The organism is Spongiibacter marinus, from assembly GCF_016906995.1.
Taxonomy (GTDB): Bacteria; Pseudomonadota; Gammaproteobacteria; order Pseudomonadales; family Spongiibacteraceae; genus Spongiibacter; species Spongiibacter marinus.
The window spans coordinates 40,014-60,075 of record NZ_JAFBBD010000004.1; the positions used below are offsets into that span (position 1 = coordinate 40,014).

General features: G+C 56.6%; 21 protein-coding genes. 1 reads left to right on the forward strand and 20 read right to left on the reverse strand.

The features are described 5' to 3' along the window. Positions 1-22: 22 nt before the first annotated feature. The 20 genes from zipA to ttcA form a co-directional block, all read right to left on the reverse strand. Entirely contained in the window at positions 23-934 is a 912-nt protein-coding gene (gene zipA / locus HNR64_RS06775; RefSeq protein ID WP_204995777.1) for a cell division protein ZipA, read from the reverse strand. A 109-nt stretch (positions 935-1,043) separates the two neighbouring features. Beyond that, positions 1,044-4,544 (reverse strand): chromosome segregation protein SMC, encoded by a 3,501-nt coding sequence (gene smc, locus HNR64_RS06780; RefSeq protein ID WP_204995778.1) that lies wholly within the window; start codon positions 4,542-4,544, stop codon positions 1,044-1,046. 125 nt (positions 4,545-4,669) lie between these two features. Next, positions 4,670-5,887 (reverse strand): c-type cytochrome biogenesis protein CcmI, encoded by a 1,218-nt coding sequence (ccmI, locus tag HNR64_RS06785; protein WP_204995779.1) that lies wholly within the window; start codon positions 5,885-5,887, stop codon positions 4,670-4,672. Continuing rightward, positions 5,884-6,372: a cytochrome c-type biogenesis protein gene (locus tag HNR64_RS06790; RefSeq protein WP_204995780.1), complete on the reverse strand. Its 489-nt coding sequence runs from the start codon at positions 6,370-6,372 to the stop codon at positions 5,884-5,886. The genes ccmI and HNR64_RS06790 overlap by 4 nt, the downstream gene beginning before the upstream one ends. After that, a complete protein-coding gene (locus tag HNR64_RS06795) occupies positions 6,369-6,917 on the reverse strand; it encodes a DsbE family thiol:disulfide interchange protein (RefSeq protein WP_204995781.1) in 549 nt (182 codons plus the stop codon). Before HNR64_RS06795 ends, HNR64_RS06790 begins: the two co-directional genes overlap by 4 nt. Next, positions 6,914-8,878, reverse strand: a complete 1,965-nt coding sequence (locus HNR64_RS06800) for a heme lyase CcmF/NrfE family subunit (protein ID WP_204995782.1) — start codon at positions 8,876-8,878, stop codon at positions 6,914-6,916. The genes HNR64_RS06795 and HNR64_RS06800 overlap by 4 nt, the downstream gene beginning before the upstream one ends. Continuing rightward, on the reverse strand, positions 8,875-9,348 hold the full coding sequence (gene ccmE / locus HNR64_RS06805; RefSeq protein ID WP_204996043.1) for a cytochrome c maturation protein CcmE: 474 nt from the start codon (positions 9,346-9,348) through the stop codon (positions 8,875-8,877). The genes HNR64_RS06800 and ccmE overlap by 4 nt, the downstream gene beginning before the upstream one ends. A gap of 27 nt (positions 9,349-9,375) precedes the next feature. Further along, entirely contained in the window at positions 9,376-9,561 is a 186-nt protein-coding gene (gene ccmD, locus HNR64_RS06810; protein ID WP_204995783.1) for a heme exporter protein CcmD, read from the reverse strand. 12 nt (positions 9,562-9,573) lie between these two features. After that, entirely contained in the window at positions 9,574-10,317 is a 744-nt protein-coding gene (locus HNR64_RS06815) for a heme ABC transporter permease (RefSeq protein ID WP_204995784.1), read from the reverse strand. Positions 10,318-10,347: 30 nt separating this feature from the next. Continuing rightward, a complete protein-coding gene (gene ccmB / locus HNR64_RS06820) occupies positions 10,348-11,025 on the reverse strand; it encodes a heme exporter protein CcmB (protein WP_204996045.1) in 678 nt (225 codons plus the stop codon). 5 nt (positions 11,026-11,030) lie between these two features. Next, positions 11,031-11,669 (reverse strand): cytochrome c biogenesis heme-transporting ATPase CcmA, encoded by a 639-nt coding sequence (gene ccmA / locus HNR64_RS06825; protein ID WP_338061825.1) that lies wholly within the window; start codon positions 11,667-11,669, stop codon positions 11,031-11,033. A gap of 164 nt (positions 11,670-11,833) precedes the next feature. After that, on the reverse strand, positions 11,834-12,640 hold the full coding sequence (locus HNR64_RS06830) for an Hpt domain-containing protein (protein ID WP_204995785.1): 807 nt from the start codon (positions 12,638-12,640) through the stop codon (positions 11,834-11,836). 137 nt (positions 12,641-12,777) lie between these two features. Continuing rightward, the gene (locus HNR64_RS06835; RefSeq protein ID WP_204996046.1) at positions 12,778-13,158 is read right to left on the reverse strand and encodes a response regulator; all 381 of its coding nucleotides are present in this window, start codon (positions 13,156-13,158) and stop codon (positions 12,778-12,780) included. A 79-nt stretch (positions 13,159-13,237) separates the two neighbouring features. Next, entirely contained in the window at positions 13,238-14,065 is an 828-nt protein-coding gene (locus HNR64_RS06840; RefSeq protein ID WP_204995786.1) for a MinD/ParA family ATP-binding protein, read from the reverse strand. Continuing rightward, positions 14,062-14,619 carry a hypothetical protein gene (locus HNR64_RS06845; RefSeq protein ID WP_204995787.1) on the reverse strand — a complete coding sequence of 186 codons (558 nt, stop codon included), beginning with the start codon at positions 14,617-14,619 and terminating at the stop codon, positions 14,062-14,064. Before HNR64_RS06845 ends, HNR64_RS06840 begins: the two co-directional genes overlap by 4 nt. Before the next feature lie 3 nt (positions 14,620-14,622). Next, the gene (fliN, locus tag HNR64_RS17345) at positions 14,623-15,012 is read right to left on the reverse strand and encodes a flagellar motor switch protein FliN (protein WP_204995788.1); all 390 of its coding nucleotides are present in this window, start codon (positions 15,010-15,012) and stop codon (positions 14,623-14,625) included. A gap of 18 nt (positions 15,013-15,030) precedes the next feature. Then, entirely contained in the window at positions 15,031-15,984 is a 954-nt protein-coding gene (fliM, locus tag HNR64_RS06855) for a flagellar motor switch protein FliM (RefSeq protein ID WP_204995789.1), read from the reverse strand. A 59-nt stretch (positions 15,985-16,043) separates the two neighbouring features. Further along, entirely contained in the window at positions 16,044-16,376 is a 333-nt protein-coding gene (locus tag HNR64_RS06860; RefSeq protein ID WP_204995790.1) for an Hpt domain-containing protein, read from the reverse strand. A 29-nt stretch (positions 16,377-16,405) separates the two neighbouring features. Beyond that, a complete protein-coding gene (locus HNR64_RS06865; RefSeq protein WP_204995791.1) occupies positions 16,406-17,686 on the reverse strand; it encodes a FliG C-terminal domain-containing protein in 1,281 nt (426 codons plus the stop codon). Between the two features lie 176 nt (positions 17,687-17,862). After that, entirely contained in the window at positions 17,863-18,735 is an 873-nt protein-coding gene (gene ttcA / locus HNR64_RS06870) for a tRNA 2-thiocytidine(32) synthetase TtcA (protein WP_204996047.1), read from the reverse strand. Positions 18,736-19,071: 336 nt separating this feature from the next. Here ttcA and HNR64_RS06875 point away from each other — a divergent pair, with 336 nt between their 5' ends. Continuing rightward, on the forward strand, positions 19,072-20,052 hold the full coding sequence (locus HNR64_RS06875; protein WP_204995792.1) for a malate dehydrogenase: 981 nt from the start codon (positions 19,072-19,074) through the stop codon (positions 20,050-20,052). Positions 20,053-20,062 lie beyond the last annotated feature (10 nt).

Consider the following 20,062-nt stretch of genomic DNA (forward strand, 5'->3'; position numbering starts at 1 on the left):
TGATAAGACCGTAGTAGCGAAATTACATCAGGGTGAGTTGGCGGCGTTCAAAATCGCGAATGATCTGCCGGTAGTGCTCCAACGTTTGTTTCGTCGCCACACTGTGGGTTTGGTCTCGCAATTCACCACCGAGGTTTTTTACCAAACAACGCGCGGTTTCCAACATGGCATCGAAGGCTTGCATGCTATCTTCGGGGCCCGGCATATTCATAAAGAAAACCACCCCCGGGGTGGAGAAACCGTCGATTGCATCCAGGTCAAAATTACCTGGCTCGACCAAATTCGCAACGCTGAACTGCTCGGCACCACTGCCGTCGGCCTTCTCAAAACGGTGGAAAATATTCATGCGTCCATAGCGCAGGTCGCAGGCCAACAACACCTGCAACAAATCGGCCCCGGCATAGGGTTTACCCTCATCGGCAACAACATTCAGTACGATGAGTTCCTGGGGCTCACTCGCCGCCGGTTTTTCAGACTGACGGGGAGCAGGCTCGCGCTCTACCCGTCGCGGCGCAGACACTGCCTCGTCAGTAAATGCCTCGTCCGGTTCGATAGCGGGCTCAGCTGTCGATGCCTTGCCCAGTGCTGGCTCTGAATCAGGCTCCACCGGCGTCTCGGCCACAGGGTCCTGTGTGGTTTCAGGTGCGGAATAATCACGCATCAACACGTCATCATCATCGTGGGACGCCTGCGGCCTATGCTTTTGGCTGGCGTCGCGCTGGTGCAAACTCGGCGCCTCGCGAACCGCAACGACCCTTGCCTCACCCGGTAGCTCGGGATTAATCAGCTCTTCTTCAGCTTCGCGGCGCTTTTTCGAGGCGAGCCGCAGCGTGTCTTTACGCTCATTGCGCATCCGGCGAAAACCGTCTAACAAAACGGCTATCGCCAACAATGCCCCTATGATAATCAACCAATCTCTTACGCTGAGATCCATTATTCGGCCCTTATCTGCCTGTTATACGGCCCGCTCAACACACTCGACGCGGACTTCGTCCTGTTCGAGTCGCAATTGGCGATATTGTTCCACGCGGGCACCGAAATATCTAGGAAGCGATCATCTCTGCCGCTTTCTCCAAATCCACCGACACAAGGCGTGAGACACCCGGCTCATGCATGGTGACCCCCATTAGCTGGTCGGCCATTTCCATCGCGATTTTATTGTGACTGATGTAGATAAACTGCACGTCGCGGGACATCTCTTTCACCATGCGAGAGTAACGGCCAACGTTGGCGTCATCCAGCGGCGCGTCAACCTCATCCAACATACAAAATGGCGCAGGGTTAAGCTGAAAGATTGAGAATACCAAGGCAATTGCCGTGAGCGCCTTTTCCCCGCCGGAGAGCAGGTGAATGGTCGCATTGCGCTTACCCGGAGGCCTCGCCATGATAGAAATACCGGTATCCAGCAGGTCGTCGCCGGTCATTTCCAGATAGGCGCTACCGCCGCCGAACACTTTCGGGAACAGCTCCTGCAAGCCGTTGTTCACCCGGTCAAAGGTTTCTTTAAAGCGGTTGCGCGTTTCTTTGTCGATACGGCGAATGGCATTTTCAAGCGTTTCCAACGCGCCCTCTAAATCGGCGTTCTGTGCATCCAGATAATTTTTGCGCTCTGACTGTTGCTTGTATTCCTCTATCGCCGCCAGGTTAATCGGCCCCAGGCGGGCAATGCGTCGACCCACAGCCTCTAACTGCTCTTGCCAGGAGGCTTCGCTTGCCTCATCGGGCAAGCTTTCAAGAACGGACTGAAGGTCAAATTGTGCCTCTTGAAGTTGGTCCTGCAGACCTTTGCGCCGTACCTGCAAGCCCTGATTCTCAACCCGGGCGCCCTCGAGCTTACTGGCGACTTGTTGCAGGCGCTGCTCGATGTCGTGCCGTCTTTGCTCGTGCTGACGAAGCTTCTGATCTACCTCTTCCAATGCGCGACGCGCCGCGCTGAGCTCTTCTTCAACAAGCAGGCGCTGCTCAAGGCGGGCCTCTAAATCCAGCTTCAAATCATCGATTGGCGAGTCATTGTCGTCCAGATTCTCTCTGAGCTGTTCTTTGCGCTCGCGCAATTGCTCTAATTGTTCCTCTGTGCGGGCAATATTTTGCAGGGCAGCATCGCGCTGGGTTTGCAGCGACTGATAGCGCATCGCGAGCTGATGGGCGTGATCCTTGCTCTGCCGCGCTTTTTGACGAACGGCATCGAGCTGCGAGCGGTTGTTGTCGCGCTCACTAAGCAGTTGTTCGCGACGCCCCGAGTCTTGCTCCATCGCCTCAATGGCATCCTGCAAGGTCATGCGTGCATCGGCCAGCGATTCCTGCTCCATCTCAAACTGGTTGCGCAACTCGTGAATATCACTGTCCAGCCGCTGGCGGCGCTGGCTCTGCTGTTCGCTCTTTGCCTGCTGAGCACTTAACTGCGCCCGCAATTCACTCTGCTGCCGGCTGTGTTGCTGAAGCTCGCGCTGCACCGTTTCGCGATCGGCCTCCAGCTGCTTCAGCTGCTCCCGGCTTGCATCCAGCTGTTCGGTAAGCGCCGCTAGCGCCGCTTCGCCCTCATCTATCGCTGCTTTGAGTTCTTGTAATTCTTCCTGGCGCTGTAATACGCCGCCTTGCGCCGTGTCTCCGCGCCGAACGCGAAGCCAATCTCTCCCCAGCCACAAGCCCTCCGGGGTCACCAGTGACTCACCCGCAGTAAGGCTCGTTCGACGCGCCAGGGCGTCCGCCAAAGTGTCAGCCGTTTTCACATTCGCTAACACACCTTGCAACGCCGGCGAGCCGGAAACCATCGCGGCTAGGCTATCTGCCTGCACGCCGACATCGCCATTTTGCGCCTGTTCAACAACGCAGAGCTGGCCCTCTTGAAGCTCTGACAACAGGCATTGAACACCCTCCAGGCTGTCGATACACAGCGACTGCAGCTGCTCGCCAAGGACTGTTTCGACGGCGGTCTGCCAGCGCTCTTCCACTTGCAAGGCCTCGGCGACAATAGGCTTATCTGCCAAGCCATGTTGCTGCAACAATTCAGAAAGGGCTTTGTCACCCTGCCCTAAGGCCGCCTGCTGTAATGCTTCAAGAGATGCCATCCGCCCACGTAAACGCTGCATTTCACTGCGTTGGCGGTCCACCTCATCACTGGTTTCACGAATGCGCTCACGACATTGGCTAATTGACGGTTGCAGCTGGTCGTGGCGTTCCTGCAAGGCCTCGCCTTCGAGCTCAAGGGCCATTGCTTGTTCCTGCAATAACTCCAGGTCACCGTCGTCACCTTCAGTCAGCCCGGCGCGCTCTCCTTCGGCTTTCTGAATACGCTCCTGCAGGCGCTGCATGCTCAGCTCTAAATGCTGAATGCGAGACTGCTCCACTTCAGCCCGTTGACGCGGCCCCGCCGCATTCTGGTTGAATTCGTCCCAGCGCTGCTGCCATGACTGCATCGCATCTTCTGCTGCCAACAGGGACTCCGAGGCACTCTCCTCTTCTGCCTGGCTGATTTCCAGCTCAGGTTCGATGCCCGCCAGCTCCTCTTCCCACAGCTGAATTTTACTGCGGTCCCCGTCCAGCAGACCGGCCGTCTCCTGAATATTGATTTCGAGCCGCTGCAGGTCAGCGTCCAATTGGCTGCGGCGCTCTTGCTGATGCTGGATACTCTGTTCTACGCGGGCGATATCGGCGCCAATACTGTAAAAGCGCCCCTGCACCTCATTGAAGGTATCATTGAGCTGAGTGTGCTCGTCGCGCGACTGCTCAATGGCGGTGCCCAGCGATACTTGTTCGGTGACAACCGCTTCCCGGTCCAGCTCCAGTTCGCGTATCACCGCCTCTTTCTCGCCGACCTGGCCATCCAGCGCCTTCCACTGCAACACCTGCAGTTGCGCTCGCAACAGACGCTCTTCTTTTTTGTATTCGGTGTATTTTTCAGCGGCGGCGGCCTGGCGCTGCAAGTGCTGTAGTTGTCGTTCTAACTCGTCGCGTAAATCTGTTAAACGTTCCAGATTCTCATGCGTTCTGCGCATGCGGTTTTCGGTCTCGCGGCGGCGCTCCTTGTACTTTGAGATACCGGCCGCCTCTTCGATAAACACCCGCAGTTCTTCTGGTTTCGATTCGATCAAGCGCGAAATCATGCCCTGCTCAATAATGGCATAACTGCGCGGCCCAAGACCGGTGCCAAGAAAGATGTCGGTGATGTCCCGGCGCCGACACTTAGTGCCATTCAGGTAGTATTCTGAGGCGCCTTCGCGAGTGACTTTGCGTCGAATGGCAATTTCGTTATAGCGGGCATATTCGCCGCCTAACTTTCCCGCCGTGTTGTCAAACACAAGTTCGATAGAGGCTTGGCCAACGGGCTTGCGGTTAACCGACCCGTTGAAGATGACGTCCGTCATCGATTCGCCGCGCAAATTTTTCGCCGAGCTCTCCCCCATGACCCAGCGCACCGCGTCGATAATATTGGATTTTCCGCAGCCATTTGGACCAACAACCGCAGACAGGTTGCTGGGAAAATGGGCTGTGGTGGGGTCGACAAAAGACTTAAAACCCGCCAGTTTGATACTTTTCAGACGCATAAAAACCGTAACCAAGCTTTGTGCCTATCCCTTTGTTGTTATCCGCAGAATGCCTGCGTTGGGATAGGACCAGATGTATGCAAAGCGCGATTATAGCCCGAGAACCGGGCAACATCAGTAGAAATTCAACGTGTCGCGGGCTGTAGCTGATCAATAAGCAGACTGACCGGCTGCGACGTGGCGTCACCATTCAACGTGGCGGCTGCCGACACCCAGTCACCGGGGCTGCGCATCGCCACCCCTTTGACACTAATGTGGGCGGAAACGCGCAGCGAATCAAAATCACTGAGGGTCGCCCCCTGGCGAATTACGTCACTGTCGATCACATACACCGTCAGCGGAAAGGCCGCCGTGCCAGCGCGCACTGGAAGCCGCACTGCGGCAACCGGCATAGGCGAGCCACTGGGCTCTCTCACAACCACAAACAGCACGCCATTAGGGAAGTCACCCAGCGCCGGCGCAATATCCACATTCAGCTGCAAGCCCTCAATAGACCCGGCTTCAATCGCCAGACGCTTCGCTTCGTTTAAGCCAGCGGCGATGACCATCGCCTCGCCCGTTTGCGGATCGAGCCCCATCTGAAGACGCTGCCAGTACGTGATCGCATTGAGATAGTCACCGGCAGCAAAGGCGTCTATACCGAGCACGCCCAGAGCCGTGCCCTGCTGGGGATTCACCGCCAGTGAGCGCTCAAGCAGGCTGCGTGTCTGCGCATCGATCACGCGGTTAGCCGATAAATAGCGCGCCTGGGCCAGCTGGGCGAGAATATCGGCATCCTGGGGAAATAAATCAAGCAGGCGCTCGTAGTACTTCGCCGCCTCCGCGTAATTACCCTGCTGGCGGCGTATTGATGCCATCGTCATCAATAACTCCGCGTTCTCAGGCCGGCGAACTAAAATATCATCGACCAGCGCCTCGAACCGATGTAGATCATCTTCGCTGGGCTGGTCGGCGGCAAATAACTGCTGCTGAACGTCGAGAAGCCGATAATCCAGCCGATAACCAAGATAGTCGTACAACGGTAGGGCAAGCGCGGGAAGCAATAGCAATGACAGCCAAAGCACCGGCCCGCGCGAAATGCCAGCGCGAACCGAAAACTCTGCATTCTCTTCCAGCAACTGCTTGTCCAGCTCAGCGTTGAGCTCAGCCATTTGCTCCTCGCTGATCAAACCCATCTCACGGTCGTTGAGTAGCTCACGCTGTCGCTGGCGATAAAAATCGCGCTGCGCCTGACGGTGCTGTGCTTTATCGTCACCGATCACCCGGTGCGAACGAAACGCCAGCAAGCACAGGCCCATGGCTAGCGCCAATAGCAAGATGACACCGAGTACAAGTGGGCTCATGAATTGCCCCCAGAGCGTTCAGAAGGCTTTTCTTCGTCGCTGAGCAACGAGTCGAGCGCAGCGCGGTCGTGATCATCGAGTGGCTGAATCGGCACGCGGCGGGTTCGCCGCGACGCCATCAGCGCCCAGATTGCCAAGCCACCGAGCAACAAGCCCACCGGCAACAACCAGAGAACCGCCGTCGCGGCATTAAACCGCGGCCGATACAGAATGAAGTCGCCGTAGCGATCAACCATGTATTGGGTAATTTCAATGTCTGACTTGCCGGCCATGATCATGGCGTGTAACTGCCGACGAAGATCCTGAGAGATTGCCGAATCGGAACCAGACAAATTTTGGTTTTGACACTTTGGGCAGCGCAGCTCTTCGATAAAGGCGTTGTAGCGCTGGCGCTGCAAATCGGTATCGAACTGGTAGGTTTCAATCACCGCCCAGGACGGCAACGCCAAAAGCAGCAGTGCGAGGAGCAACACGCGGTGGTTCACGGCGACGCCTCCTCCAGTGAGCTGAGCATGGGCGCGAACTGCTCATCCCAGACTTTTTGATCCAGTGCGCCCTGATAACGGAAGCGCACAATGCCCTCGGCGTCGACGAGGTAGGTTTCCGGTGCACCGGTCACCCCCAAATCCAAACCTAAAGTGCCCTGCTCATCAAATACCGTTGCAAAGTAGGGGTCGCCTTTTTCCGCCAACCACTTCAGGGCGGGCTCGCGTCGATCCTTGTAGTCAACGCCCAAAATTGGCACGCCGCGCTCCGCTAATTCCACCAGGAAGGGGTGCTCGTAATGACAGGTCGGGCACCACGTTGCCCATACGTTGACCAGCAACCACTGCTTGGGAAGCTCTGCCCGGCTGAGCGACTCACCTTGCAGGGTTGGCAAAGAGAACTCCGGAAAGGGCTTATTGAGCAATGCCGATGGCAGCGCTGTGGGGCTGTAGTCGCCGGTTTGCACTCGGCGCTGCACGCCGAAGAAAATGGCCACCAGCACTAAAAAGATAATCAGCGGCAAAAATAGTTTAATCCTGCTCACGCTTTCCCCCTCGAACCACCAGTAATTTTTCCCCGGTAGCGCTTATCGCAAATCGCTAACAAACCACCCAACGCCATGAGGATGCCCCCCAACCAGATCCAACGCACAAAGGGTTTAATATGTATTCTGACCGCCCAAGCGCGCTCGGCAACAGGCTCGCCAAGCGCGATGTACACATCGCGCAGCACGCCGGCATCGATCGCCGCCTCGGTCATCACCTGCGATGCGCGGGCGTGATAGCGGCGTTTCTCAGGTGTTAACTGCGCCAGTAACGTGTCACCGTCATACAAACTAAAACGCCCCTGCTGGCCCTGATAGTTAGGGCCGTTAATGGCCTGGAGGTCGTCGAAAACAACCCGATAGCCAAAGGCGGTTTCGGTACTCTCCCCCACATTCATACGCAGGTCGCGTTCGTCTTGAAAGCTGGTCACCATACCCACGCCGATAAGGGCCAAGGCCAGCCCGAGGTGGGCCACAAGCATGCCGTAGTAAGACGGTGTCAGGCGTCGCAAACCCGAAACAAAACTTGACGCATTGCGGGTCTTATCGCGCAAATTAATCAGCGTCGTCGCAACAATCCATACAAATAGCAAGGCCCCGGCACTGGCAGCGAAATGAAATTCGCCGCCGTACAACCACGGCACCGCTACTCCCAACAGCATTGAGGCCAGCAATGCCGCAAGCATCGCACTCATCCAGCGCTGGGTATTGCTGCGTTTCCACTGCGTACTCGGCCCAATGCCGACCAACAGCGCGAGCAAGCACGTAATAGGTACAAACAAGGCATTGAAATAAGGCGGCCCCACCGAGTATTTACCCAGGCCGGCAAAATCCATAATAAGGGGGAACAGCGTGCCAAGTAGCACGGTCAATGCGGCAACCACCAACAAAATATTGTTAGCCAGCAGCAGCGCTTCTCGCGATAACAACTCGAATGGCTTGGCACTATGTTGCGACGGCGCTTTTAAGGCATACAGCGTTAACGAGCCGCCAACCACGACAACGAGAAAAGCCAGAATAAACATTCCTCGGGTGGGGTCTGCCGCAAAGGCGTGCACCGACGTTAGCACCCCAGAGCGGACCAGGAAGGTGCCGAGCAAACTCAACGAGAAGGCAAAAATCGCCAGTAACAGCGTCCAGGACTTAAAAATGCCCCGTTTCTCTGTGACCGCTAAGGAGTGGATCAACGCGGTGCCTACCAGCCAAGGCATGAAAGAGGCATTTTCGACCGGATCCCAAAACCACCAGCCACCCCAGCCAAGTTCGTAGTAGGCCCACCAGCTACCCAGTGTGATACCAATGGTTAAGAACAACCACGCGATATTAGTCCAGGGTCGTGACCACCGCGCCCAGCTGGCATCCATACGCCCGCTGAGCAAGGCTGCGATGGCAAAGGCGAACGCCACGGAAAAGCCCACATAGCCGATGTAGAGCATCGGCGGGTGAATGACCATGCCAGGGTCTTGCAGCAGGGGGTTGAGGTCTTGGCCATCTGCAGGTGTATTCAGAAGGTTGCGCGCAAACGGGTTCGAGGTAAACAGGGCAAAGCCGAAGAAGCCAATGGCAACCATGCCCATGACCGACAGCACTCTCGCCAAAATATCCAAGGGGAGTTGCTTGGAAAACACCGCCACGGCAACGGTCCAAAGGGTCAGAATCTCCAACCACAATAACAAGGAGCCCTCGTGCCCACCCCACAGCGCACTGAATTTATACGCGACGGGCAATTGAGAGTTGGACTGCAGCGCCACAATATTGACGGAGAAATCATCGCTGAGAAAAGCGTAAAACAGGGCGCTTATGGCCAGCGTGGTGAACAGACACTGCCCCCACGCCAGGGTCGCGCCGGCAGCCATTGCGCGCCGGTCTCCACGCCAAACACCCAACATGGGAACAACCGCTAATAACAGCGCAAAAGCAAAACCAAGAATGAGCGAGAAGTGCCCCAGTTCAATAATCACGAGCCGTTGTACTCCTTGCCTGCTGTCGCCTCCTCGGCACGTGACTGCGCAGATTTTTCCAGGGCCTCGCTGACTTCCGGCGGCATATAATTTTCGTCGTGTTTGGCCAGCACTTCATCCGCGTAAAACACCCCGTCTTCAGCAAGCCGACCGGTAACCACCACGCCTTCGCCCTCGGCGAAGAGATCAGGCAAGATTCCTTCATAGGCCACCGCTACGCTGGCACTGTAATCCGTCACGCGAAAGCGAACTTTCAGGCTGTCAGTGGCACGCTCCACGGAGCCCTCTTCCACCATCCCGCCAGCGCGAATCTTTTTGTCGACCGGCGCTTTGCCCGCGACAATATCGGCAGGTGGGTAAAACAGGTTAATGTTCTCTCGCAAGGCGTAACCCAAGAACGCCGCCGCTGCCGCACTGGCAAGTAAAATAAACACGACGATTCCAAGGCGCTGTTTACGCAGGGGGTGCATGGCCATTACAGCCTCCGTAGCATTAATTTAAAACTGATTTTCAGCCCGACGACGGCGGGCCGCCGCTGCCGCTAGCGCTCGCGCATTGCGACCGCGACGCCGCGATTCAAATACCAGAGCGCACAACACGATCGCGCTGGTGGTAAAACTGAACCACACGTAAGGGCCGTGACCATCCATTTGCCAAAGCTGTTGAAGATTTGCAAATACCACTACTACCTCCCCTTACTTGTCACTCACCAACGCTTGCACCCAACGGGTATTTTTCTCTCGCTCAATAATCTCGGCGCGAACGAACAGCAACAGTACCCAGCCAAAAAACAGATACATGCCACTGAGCGTGGCCATCAACGGGCGCAACATCGTCGGGTGAATCGTTGATTCACCGACGAACTTGATGCTGGCAGGCTGATGCAAGCTGTACCACCACTCCACAGACCAGTAGATGATTGGGATGTTCACCGCGCCAACAATTGCCAGCACCGCGCAAGCGCGCGCAGCGGCGTCGCGGTTTTCAAAGGCTTGATGCAGAGCAATCAAACCCAGATACAGGAAAAACAGAATCAATACGGACGTGATGCGGGCATCCCACACCCACCATGTTCCCCAGGTGGGTTTTCCCCACACCGCGCCGGTCAACAGCGCAAGAAACGTTAGCGCCGCGCCAATCGGCGCCGCCGATTTCATGACGATGGCCGCCAGCTTCATACGCCATATCAAATGTACTGCAGCCGCGGTTGCCATCAGCATATAGCCGCCCATCGCAACGGCGGCGGCGGGAACATGGATGTAGATAATGCGGAAACTATTACCCTGCTTAAAATCAGCGGGTACAAAAGCGAGCCCCCACACACAGCCCCCAACAAGCAGTAGCAAGGCGGGAATCGCCAACCAAGGCAACAGGCGCCCGCTAAATTGGTAAAACCAGCGTGGGGAGCCCCATTTGTGAAACCATTGCCAATTTGCCAAAGCCAGTCTTTCCTTAATTCAAACCAATACTTACTGATCCACGCTAATGCGCAGGGCGCCCCCAATAGCCAGCGGCGCCAACGCGAGGGCCGCCATCAGCAGCGCCGCCAACACCGCCAGCGGCGGCAGATATGCCATGCCATCAATGGCGCTTTTCACCGCTGCACTGCCAAAAATCAACACCGGAATATACAGGGGTAAGACAATCAACGACAGCAATAGTCCCCCCTTGCGCAAGCCAACCGTCAAGGCGGCGCCAATCGCACCGATAAAACTCAATACCGCCGTGCCAAGCAGCAGGCTAACCATCAATACGGCAAGCCCCTCTGAGGGCAACTGCAGGATGGTTGCCAACAAGGGCGACAACAGGCTCAGCGGCAAACCACTGACCAGCCAGTGACCGAAGGTCTTCGCCAGCACCAGGGGGTACAGCGGTAGCGGGCTCAACAAGAGCTGCTCCAGGGTCGCGTCGTCGTAGTCTCCGCGGAACAGGCCATCTGTTGCCATCATTGACGCCAGCAAGGCCACCACCCAGATAATGCCCGGTGCTAACACGGCCAATTGCTGACGCTCGGGGCCGATACCCAGTGGGAACAAGCTGCAAACCATCAAGAAAAACAGCAGAGGGTTGCTCCACTCGCTACCGCGTCGCAGCGCAGCCTGCAAGTCGCGTCGCAACACGGCAAACATTACCGCACCAGTGCCCATTGGGATCACGACCCCCCCCCCAGTTCTATACGGCGCAATGGACGGGGCAAGGACAGCGGGTGGTGAGTGGTTAACAACACCATTCCCCCGTTGTCGGCAAAGTCGCAGATCCACTGCTCTATTTCCGCAACACCGCGCTGATCTATCGCAGTGAAAGGCTCATCCAATAACCAGAGCTGGGCCGGGCAGCAAAAAAGTCGCGCCAGATTTACACGTCGCTGTTGACCCGCAGACAAGCTGTAACAGGGCTGCTGAATAAATTCCCCCAGCCCCACTTTAGTCAGGGCGCGATGCAAGTCGGCGTCGGCAACCTGCTGCCCTCGCACCGCACAACTCCAACGCAGGTTTTCCAGGGCGGTCAGCTGCGCTTTGATACCGCTGCCGTGTCCCAGGTACAAACTGTGCTGCCGAAAGTCTTCGCGCCGGGTGATCAAATTCTCACCCCGCCAGTAAATGTCGCCCTCGTAACGCGAAGACAAACCGGCGAGAATCTTTAGCAACGTAGTCTTGCCACTGCCATTGGGGCCGGCCAGTTGCACAACGTCTCCAGCGCTAACAGACAGCGACAAGCCCGCAAACAATACGCGTTCATCTCGCTCGCTGTATAGGTTGTGTAACTTGAGGTCTGGTGGCGACAAACTCACTCTCGCTGCTCAAGGCCACCGCATTGCGGCAGTCCGATTTAAAACGCGGCTAAGTATATACGAAATAACATCGAAATCCTCGCCCGGAATCTGGCGCGGCAATTTGTCGCAGCGGCAACAGCTTCGCTGACAGGCCGATAAGAGCACCCACTTCGCGGTGATGATTACTGACCGCCGGATTGGTGGCGTTGTAGCCAGCGCTCCATATCCTGGGTCACTAGGTCGAGGTAGGCTAACGCCTTATTCAGTTTGTCGCCCTCACTCTCAGCCCGGAACCCCATCAAGCGATTGCGCACCCAGGCCAATTCGCTGACGAGGTCACTGATTTGCGGCTCGCTGACACGCGCCGCCGCGGGTGCCGATTTCAATTCCTTGTCTACCACCGAAGTCGCTGGGCTATACAGGCTATCCAGCAAGGTGTTCAATTTTGCATCGGATTGCGGCGCGCGACCGGAAGTGGCCGCAGGCCGTGTATTCACTGCCGATGACCGCCCTCCTGCTGCCGCGTCGAAAAACACATCCAGTAAGGCATCGCCACTGCGCGGCGCTGGCCCCTCTTGCTTCGTTTTCGACTCGTCAACAGCCTGCCCTGCCGCCTTCAGCAGGCGTTCTCTCAGCTCATCCGGAATGCGATTGACAGTTTGGTGGTTGATCAACCGGCTCAACATCACTTCTATCGCGCTTGTCGCGCCGACAATCAATGACACCAGGCTCGGGCTAAGGGCAATTCGCCGCGTTCTGAGCCTATCCATCACGCGTTCACTTAAACGCGCACACTCGGTTAGCTCGACCAGCTCCAGGACGGCAGCGCCGCCATAGAGGGTGTGAAAGCCGCGGTGGATATCATCCAGTATTCGCTGGCCATCATAGCCGTACTGCAGCTCTTCCAGCTGCGCAAACAAGCCCTTAACAATATCCTCGGCTTCCGCCAAAAATATCGCCAGGATACCTTCGTGTTCGTTTGCGTCCACAGTATGCACTCTATTGTTATTGATCTCAGGCCAGCTGGATCAGCGAATCCGGATTCGTAATAGCTGGCAATTATGCGCAAAGTCTTGCAGTAACACTGTTGGCCCGGTCACAAAGGGCCGATTTTGTAATCAAATGGTCATGTTTTCGACGTATTCGTGCAAAACAGCTCACGAATTTTGTTTTCCAGCATTGCCGCCGTAAACGGCTTAACGATATAGGCATCCACCCCAGCCTGCGCGGCGGCGAGGATTTTTTCCCGCTGCGCATCAGCGGTGACGATCATCACCGGTATATGCCTCAAGGCACTATCGGCGCGAATAACCCGCAGCAGCTCCAGCCCTCCCATTTCAGGCATCAACAGATCGGTAATCACTAAGTCAAAGTGTTGGTTGTGAAGCATGGGCAATGCCACGCTGCCATCATCAGCTTCACTAATGCGCGCATAACCCAGATCATTGAGCAGATTGCGCATCACACGACGCATGGTGGCGAAATCCTCGACCACCAGAATTCTGATATCGCGCAAGGACGACGCCCCTGGGGCGGGCGAGTCGCTACCGACATCACTGCTGGCAAAAGGATCGGGGGAGCGCTCATCACTCATGCGGCGCCTCCATTCCAGCGGGCTGCTGAATCAGGTTCTCCAGAAAAAACGCAAGCTGCCCAGACGGCTTGCGCGGCAAGGGCCAGTCGCTTACCCGCATCGCCAAGTCTCGGAACGCCCGTGAGGCCGTTGCACTCGGGGCATAATCGACCACTGGCCGCTGCTTTTTCACCGCCTCTCTGAGCGCCGGATCAAAAGGAATGCTGCCGCTGTAGATGAGACTGACGCTTAGAAATTGCTCGCAGACACCTGCCAGCTTTTGCACTAAGCCGCGCCCCTCATCTTCGTCGCCAACCATGTTGGCCAGAATGCGGAAGCGTTGGCGCCCGAAATCGCGATTCAGTAATTTGATCAGCGCATAGGCATCGGTCAGCGACGAGGGCTCATTACAGACCACCACCAGCACCTCCTGACAGGCGTTGGTAAAGGTTAAAACGGTGTCGGTGATCCCCGCTGCCGTGTCGACGATCAATACATCCAACTGCGCAGCCAAATCACTGAACGCCCGGATCACGCCAGCATGCTGCAACTCACTCAAACGAGTCAGCTGCCTGGCACCGGAAGACGCCGGGATAATGCGCACACCAGAGGGGCCGCTAATCATTGCTTCTTCCAGTGAGCATTCGCCACTAAGGACCTGCTCAATAGTCCGCGGGGCCGACAGCGACAACAAAACATCGACATTTGCCAAGCCAAAGTCGGCGTCGAGAATAGCCACACGCTTACCCTGGTGCGCCAGCGCCACAGCGGTATTGATGGCGACATTGGTTTTTCCTACCCCGCCTTTGCCGCCGCTTACCCCAATAACCTGAACCGTCATAAAGCTCCTCTCCCAGTAAGGGAGTTTTGCGGGTATCGATAGCTACCAAAATAGCGGTGCCGGGTATCGAGGTATCGCAATCCGATTTGGGCCAGCTCGCGTCTAAGCAGCCGCTGATGAAGCGTGGGACAATCAACAAATACCAGGCCGCTGGCACTCGACCACGCTTCCCGGTACGCCTCATACACGGGATTTACGCGCATGGTGCCGAGTAAACCGCCCAACCATAGCCCAAAGAAAATCAACGCGCTGGGCAGAGCGTAGCGAATCACTGCCTGCATCGCCCCGGAGAGCTCGCGGCTATATGGCCAGAGTACGGTAACCACCACCGCTGACATGACGGCGGCCCAGACTGCACCACGCCAGCTGAGCCCGGGAATATCGCTCAGCTGCAGCTCATTAAGATGTGGCAACGACGCTGCCGGAGAACGCGCCCCGTCCCTCGCCCACAGTCGCAGGCGCCAGTGCGAACCCTGCTCACACTGCATCTGCGCCCAACATTCCAGTGCAGACAGTGAGGCTGCATCGGGAATAACAAATACCAGTTTATTCATAAGCTATCGCAGCGACTGCAAACGTTCGGTGGCACTCACAACCTCGGTCAGCCGAATACCGAGTTTGTCATCAACCACCACCACCTCTCCCCGCGCAATCAGTCGACCATTGACGAGGACATCCAGCGGTTCACCTGCTTGGCGGTCCAACTCCACCACCGCGCCCTGCTGAAGTTGCAACAGGTCGCGAATGGCCATGTCACTGCCACCCACCTCCAGCGTGACGCGGACGGGAATGTCCATCACCATATCGAGGTCCGGCGCCGCCGCTGTGCGCTCTCGAAGCCGGGCCTGCCCCAGCAGGTCAGACGCTCCAGACGACTCTCCCTCTTCCGCTTCTATTTGCTGACGCAGCATCTCACGCTCTCGCCGCAGGTTTTCTGGCTCTGTCATTGCCTCACTCCTTAAACGCTATGTGCGCCCTTTTATTTTTAACGCCAACTGTCCCTTGCTCATACCGACACTGGCCTTGAGTAGCGATACGCCGGATGCGCGAATTTCGGCTTGCTGACAACTCCCCAAGCTCAGCACATCCCCCACTTTTAAATTGGCGACCTGCCCCAGTGTCATCGCCTTATCTGCCAACACGCAGCGGGTAGGCAGTGGCGTATCCAGCACGGCGCGCTGCATGGCGCCTTGCCACTGCGGGTCGGGTGCCCGGCTCTGCGCCAACTCACTCTGAGAGAGACTCTCTCGCAAGGGCTCGAGCATTGCCAGAGGAAAACACATATGCAGCTCGCCACCGCCACCGCCCTCGGCATCCAATTGAAAACGGCAAACCACAACGGTGTCCGCCGCGCCAACGATATTGGCCAGCGAGGGATTCAACTCGGTGCCCATCGGCTTACACTGCAGTGCGGCAACAGGCTTGCACGCTTCTTCAAAGTCAGCGTGAGCGCGGCTGAGGAGCTTGCCGATCAGCCGCCGCTCGGAGGGGCTAAAATCGCGACCATCCGGCACACCCTGGGCCTCACTGCCGCCGAAGTAGATTTCCACTAAGCGAAAGACCAAGCGCGCATCAAAGACCATCATCGCCGTACCCAGTAGCGGCTCTACGCGCATTAAATTCATACTTGAGGGGATATACAGCGAATGAAGATATTCCGCGTAGGGCGAGAATTGTAGCTCCAGCAGGCTGACATCGACGTCCTGCCCCAGCACGTCGAGCAAACTACTGCGAAAATGTTCGGCAAAGCGCTTACTCAGTTGCTCTAAACCCGGCAGACGACGTGCCTTCGGTTGCTGCCGACTGGCCAGATCAAACTGGGCATAGCTGGGCTTGGGCTCGATGCCCGGAACCGCTGGCTCGTCCTTCACGGCGGCCAGTAGCGCGTCTATCTCTGCTTGAGAAAGCAAATCCTTCATTGCTGCCCCTGCACCCTCGGCCACCACCAGCCTGTGTTAGTCAAAAAAATGACGCGCACTTAACAACGCTCCCTGAGTACCCGAAGTGTTATTGCCAAATGTTCCTCAACACGCCGAAGCGCCAGGTTTGCCGCCGCGGAATCTGTGTCCTTTGCAGCACCCTCCAGGCACTTGCACTCCTCAGCCAAAGCCAATGCAGCCATCCCTAATGCCCCCCCTTTTAAGGTGTGCGCAATGCGTCGTAGCCGCTCAAAGTCGCTGGCGGCGAAGGCGTCTTGCGCATCAGCGATACGCTGCTGACAATCGCGCTCAAAACTCGCGACCAACACACCGATATCACTGCCCATAACCCGCCGAAGTTCGTCGTATTGTTGCTGGTCAATTGTTGTCATAGCTATCCCTGCAAAAGCCAATAAGCTAGTTAGTTTCCAAGTGATAATTTGCGACTGTCGAGCACGATCTCGCCAACACCTGCCAGCCGTTTAGCGGCGGCAACAAGCTCCTGTTTGGCGAGCTCTACTTCGCCGTTAGAGGGCTCCCCAAGCAGACGCTCTTCAGGGTGCTGACTCTGCAACGCGTTTTGCAATGCCGCACGTAATTCACCGGTGGCGCCTTCAAGCGCACGCAGCGCGGTCTGCGGGTTGAGCTGAGATACCAGATTTTTCATATCGGCCTCCGTCAAGCGCTGCAACTGATCAAACCCAAACATCTGGTCTTCAACACGCTCGGCCAGGCCTGGGCGATGCTCCCTCAAGCCCTCCAATAACGCACTTTCATCGGCAACATCCAGCTCATTAAGCAGCGCGGCTGCCAGGCTTTCCCCGGTTAAACGGCGACCACTGTGGCCACGCGCGTTCAAGTATTCTTCAATCAACCAATCCAATTCCGCCAACGCAGCGGTCGACAGGGACTGCAGCGACGCCAAACGGCTGAGTAACTCCCTGCGTCGCTGGGGGTCAAAACAGGTAATAACGGCCGCCCCCTGCGCCGGCTCCAAACAGGCGATCAGCACGGCCTGTATTTGCGGATGCTCCCTGCGAAGCATGTCCGCTATGGTATCTGCCGCCAACCACTTCAATTTAGCAATCTGCTGCGACTGCCCCTGCAGTGCCAGGTTGCTTTTCACTAGGGCCGCCCGCTCTTCACCGAGGGCCTCCTCAAGCAAATCGCGAATATCTTCTGCCTGGCTGGGCCGCACCAGGGAAAACTGCAGCATATCGTCGTTAAAGCGTGCCAGTAATTGCGCTAGCTGCCCGGCATCCGGCGTTGCCAGGGTGGCCATATAGCCGGTCAATGCTTGAATTCGTTCCGGGCTGAATTCACGCATCACGCTTGCGGCAACTTTCGCCTCCAGGGCCATTAGCACCATGGCGGCTTGCTCGGGGGAGCACTGTGAGGTTTGCCCGTCCAGCCAGTGATCAATCACCGCCGCGACACGCGCTGGTTCATCCTCAGCGGTGGTGCGCAGCAAACGCAAATGAACACCGTAGTCGACCCGTTTATGTTTTTTGACTCGGGGTTTGGTCGCTGGCTGCGACATAAGCTGTATAAATAGCGCAACGGCGAGGCTTGCGCCGCCGGACAACAGACTCACACTGAGCCACTCCGCCTGCCTGAGCAGCGCCGCGACCGCTGCGCCGCCGAGCAATGCGACCAGCAGGAAAAACTGGAATGTAATCAGCACGCGCGGGGCTATTGCCATTGGCTAGCCCCTCCACTAACAGTCATTTTTTTGACAGCGCTGATTTTCAAAGCCACTCAAACCCGTTTCGTCAAATTATTGACAGTAGCACCCGCGCATATACATTGGTTATCAATGACTTACGCGACTAGTTACTGCCTACACTGACTGTAATGCAGGTTTTAGGCCAGCTGAGCTTACAGCCGCACTTCGACAAAAGGCAGGGACTGAGGGCCACCCGCATCAATGCTCTGGGCGGCGTCAAAGGGGTGAGCCTCACGCTCGGCAGAGCGGTCAATATTGAGGCTGGCAAAGTCAAACAAGTCGCGATCTGCGAGCTGTGAGGGAGCAATGTTTTGCATTGCTGAGAAAATTTTCTCTATACGGCTACCATCCTGCTTTTCCCACTCCAGAAGCATCTTGCGGATATTTTGGCGCTGCAGATTTTCTTGCGAACCACAGAGGTTGCAGGGAATGATGGGGAACGCTTTATAGGCTGAAAAGCGTTCGATATCCGCCTCCCGGCAATACGCCAGCGGACGAATAATGACGTTGCGCTTGTCGTCAGACAGCAGCTTTGGCGGCATCGCAGCCATCCTGGAGCCATAGAACATATTTAAAAACAGCGTCTGTACGATATCGTCTTTGTGGTGTCCGAGTGCGATTTTCGTGGCGCCAATTTGCTCGGCAAAGCCGTATAGTGTTCCCCGCCGGAGTCGCGAACACAACCCACAGGTGGTCTTGCCCTCGGGGATTTTCTCTTTGACGATTGAGTAGGTGTCTTTGTTAACAATGTAGTACTCGATACCCAGCGTCTCGAGGTATTCGGGAAGAACATGCTCAGGGAAACCCGGCTGCTTCTGGTCCATATTCACCGCGATCAACTCGAAGGAGACCGGTGCGCTCTTTTGCAGGTTCATCAGGATATCGAGCATGGTGTAACTGTCTTTACCACCGGACAGGCAAACCATTACCCGGTCGCCCTCTTCGATCATCTGAAAATCCTCTATCGCCTGCCCGGTGTGGCGGCGAAGGCGCTTCTGCAACTTGTTAAATTCCAGCTTAGACATTGCCGGCGTCGCAGAACTCGGGGTTTCAGAAGCGGAAAACATAGCTATTGCCTGTGTATCGGTGAACGAAGACGAGCGGCGCATTATATAGAGTTGGCTAAATATCAGCCACAAAGGCTTGAAAAATTCCCCTTCCGGCGTTGGAAACGCCGCTGCGACTGGTAATCTTTGCCTTAGGTGTCTATTATTAGCGCGCCAAAATCTTCTGGCATGAGGTGTTATTTTTACACGGCCAGACCCCGGCACGGGTGCATGCCGGATTGTGTAATCCACGTCCGGTCGCACCCGCTCACAACCGGCTTAAGACCAGATCACTTACCAGAAAGGGAACGCTCCATGAAACAACCCGTTCGTGTCACCGTTACCGGTGCAGCAGGCCAGATTGGCTATGCACTGCTTTTCCGTATCGCTTCCGGCGCTATGCTGGGCGACGATCAGCCCGTCATTCTGCAACTGCTGGACATCACTCCTGCTCTGGACGCGCTGGAAGGCGTAAAAATGGAGCTTGAAGACTGTGCCTTCCCACTGCTGAGCGGTGTTGTCTGCACTGACGACCCCAATGTTGGCTTCAAAGACAGCGATTACGCCCTGCTTGTTGGCGCTCGCCCACGTGGCCCCGGCATGGAGCGCAAGGATCTGCTGGAAGCAAATGCCGCGATCTTCTCTGTTCAGGGTAAAGCGATCGACGAAAATGCCAGCAAAGATATCAAAGTACTGGTAGTCGGCAACCCTGCCAACACCAACGCTCTGATCACTCAGCGCAATGCGCCTTCTATCAACCCGCGCAACTTCACTGCAATGACTCGCCTGGACCACAACCGCGCGATGACGCAGATTGCTCAGAAAACCGGCAAAACCGTTAACGACGTAACGAACATGACCATCTGGGGCAACCACTCTGCCACTCAGTACCCGGATCTGTTCAACGCAAAAGTTGCGGGTGAAACGGCCTCTGACCTGGTTGATCAAGAATGGCTGGAGAACGACTTCATCCCAACGGTTCAGCAGCGTGGCGCAGCCATCATCAAGGCACGCGGTGCGTCTTCTGCAGCGTCAGCAGCCAATGCGGCTATCGACCACATGCGCAGCTGGGCACTGGGTACTGAAGGCGACGACTGGGTATCTATGGGCGTATACAGCGACGGTAGCTACGGCATTCAAGAAGGCCTGATCTACTCCTTCCCCTGCCGCTGCAAAGGCGGCGACTGGGAGATCGTTCAAGGCGTTGACGTCAACGATTTCAGCCGTGCGAAAATGCAGGCGACTGAGCAAGAGTTGGCTGAAGAGCGCGACGGCGTTAAGCACTTGCTGCCCTAAGGCATCGTGC

What these genes read in the sequence shown, in the direction of transcription:
- zipA (WP_204995777.1), bottom strand. Translation starts at nt 934, where the DNA reads ATGGATCTCAGCGTAAGAGATTGGTTGATTATCATAGGGGCATTGTTG.
- smc (WP_204995778.1), bottom strand. Translation starts at nt 4,544, where the DNA reads ATGCGTCTGAAAAGTATCAAACTGGCGGGTTTTAAGTCTTTTGTCGAC.
- ccmI (WP_204995779.1), bottom strand. Translation starts at nt 5,887, where the DNA reads ATGAGCCCACTTGTACTCGGTGTCATCTTGCTATTGGCGCTAGCCATG.
- ccmE (WP_204996043.1), bottom strand. Translation starts at nt 9,348, where the DNA reads ATGCACCCCCTGCGTAAACAGCGCCTTGGAATCGTCGTGTTTATTTTA.
- ccmB (WP_204996045.1), bottom strand. Translation starts at nt 11,025, where the DNA reads ATGGGCACTGGTGCGGTAATGTTTGCCGTGTTGCGACGCGACTTGCAG.
- HNR64_RS06840 (WP_204995786.1), bottom strand. Translation starts at nt 14,065, where the DNA reads ATGACGGTTCAGGTTATTGGGGTAAGCGGCGGCAAAGGCGGGGTAGGA.
- HNR64_RS06845 (WP_204995787.1), bottom strand. Translation starts at nt 14,619, where the DNA reads ATGAATAAACTGGTATTTGTTATTCCCGATGCAGCCTCACTGTCTGCA.
- fliN (WP_204995788.1), bottom strand. Translation starts at nt 15,012, where the DNA reads ATGACAGAGCCAGAAAACCTGCGGCGAGAGCGTGAGATGCTGCGTCAG.
- fliM (WP_204995789.1), bottom strand. Translation starts at nt 15,984, where the DNA reads ATGAAGGATTTGCTTTCTCAAGCAGAGATAGACGCGCTACTGGCCGCC.
- HNR64_RS06860 (WP_204995790.1), bottom strand. Translation starts at nt 16,376, where the DNA reads ATGACAACAATTGACCAGCAACAATACGACGAACTTCGGCGGGTTATG.
- HNR64_RS06865 (WP_204995791.1), bottom strand. Translation starts at nt 17,686, where the DNA reads ATGGCAATAGCCCCGCGCGTGCTGATTACATTCCAGTTTTTCCTGCTG.
- ttcA (WP_204996047.1), bottom strand. Translation starts at nt 18,735, where the DNA reads ATGTCTAAGCTGGAATTTAACAAGTTGCAGAAGCGCCTTCGCCGCCAC.
- HNR64_RS06875 (WP_204995792.1), top strand. Translation starts at nt 19,072, where the DNA reads ATGAAACAACCCGTTCGTGTCACCGTTACCGGTGCAGCAGGCCAGATT.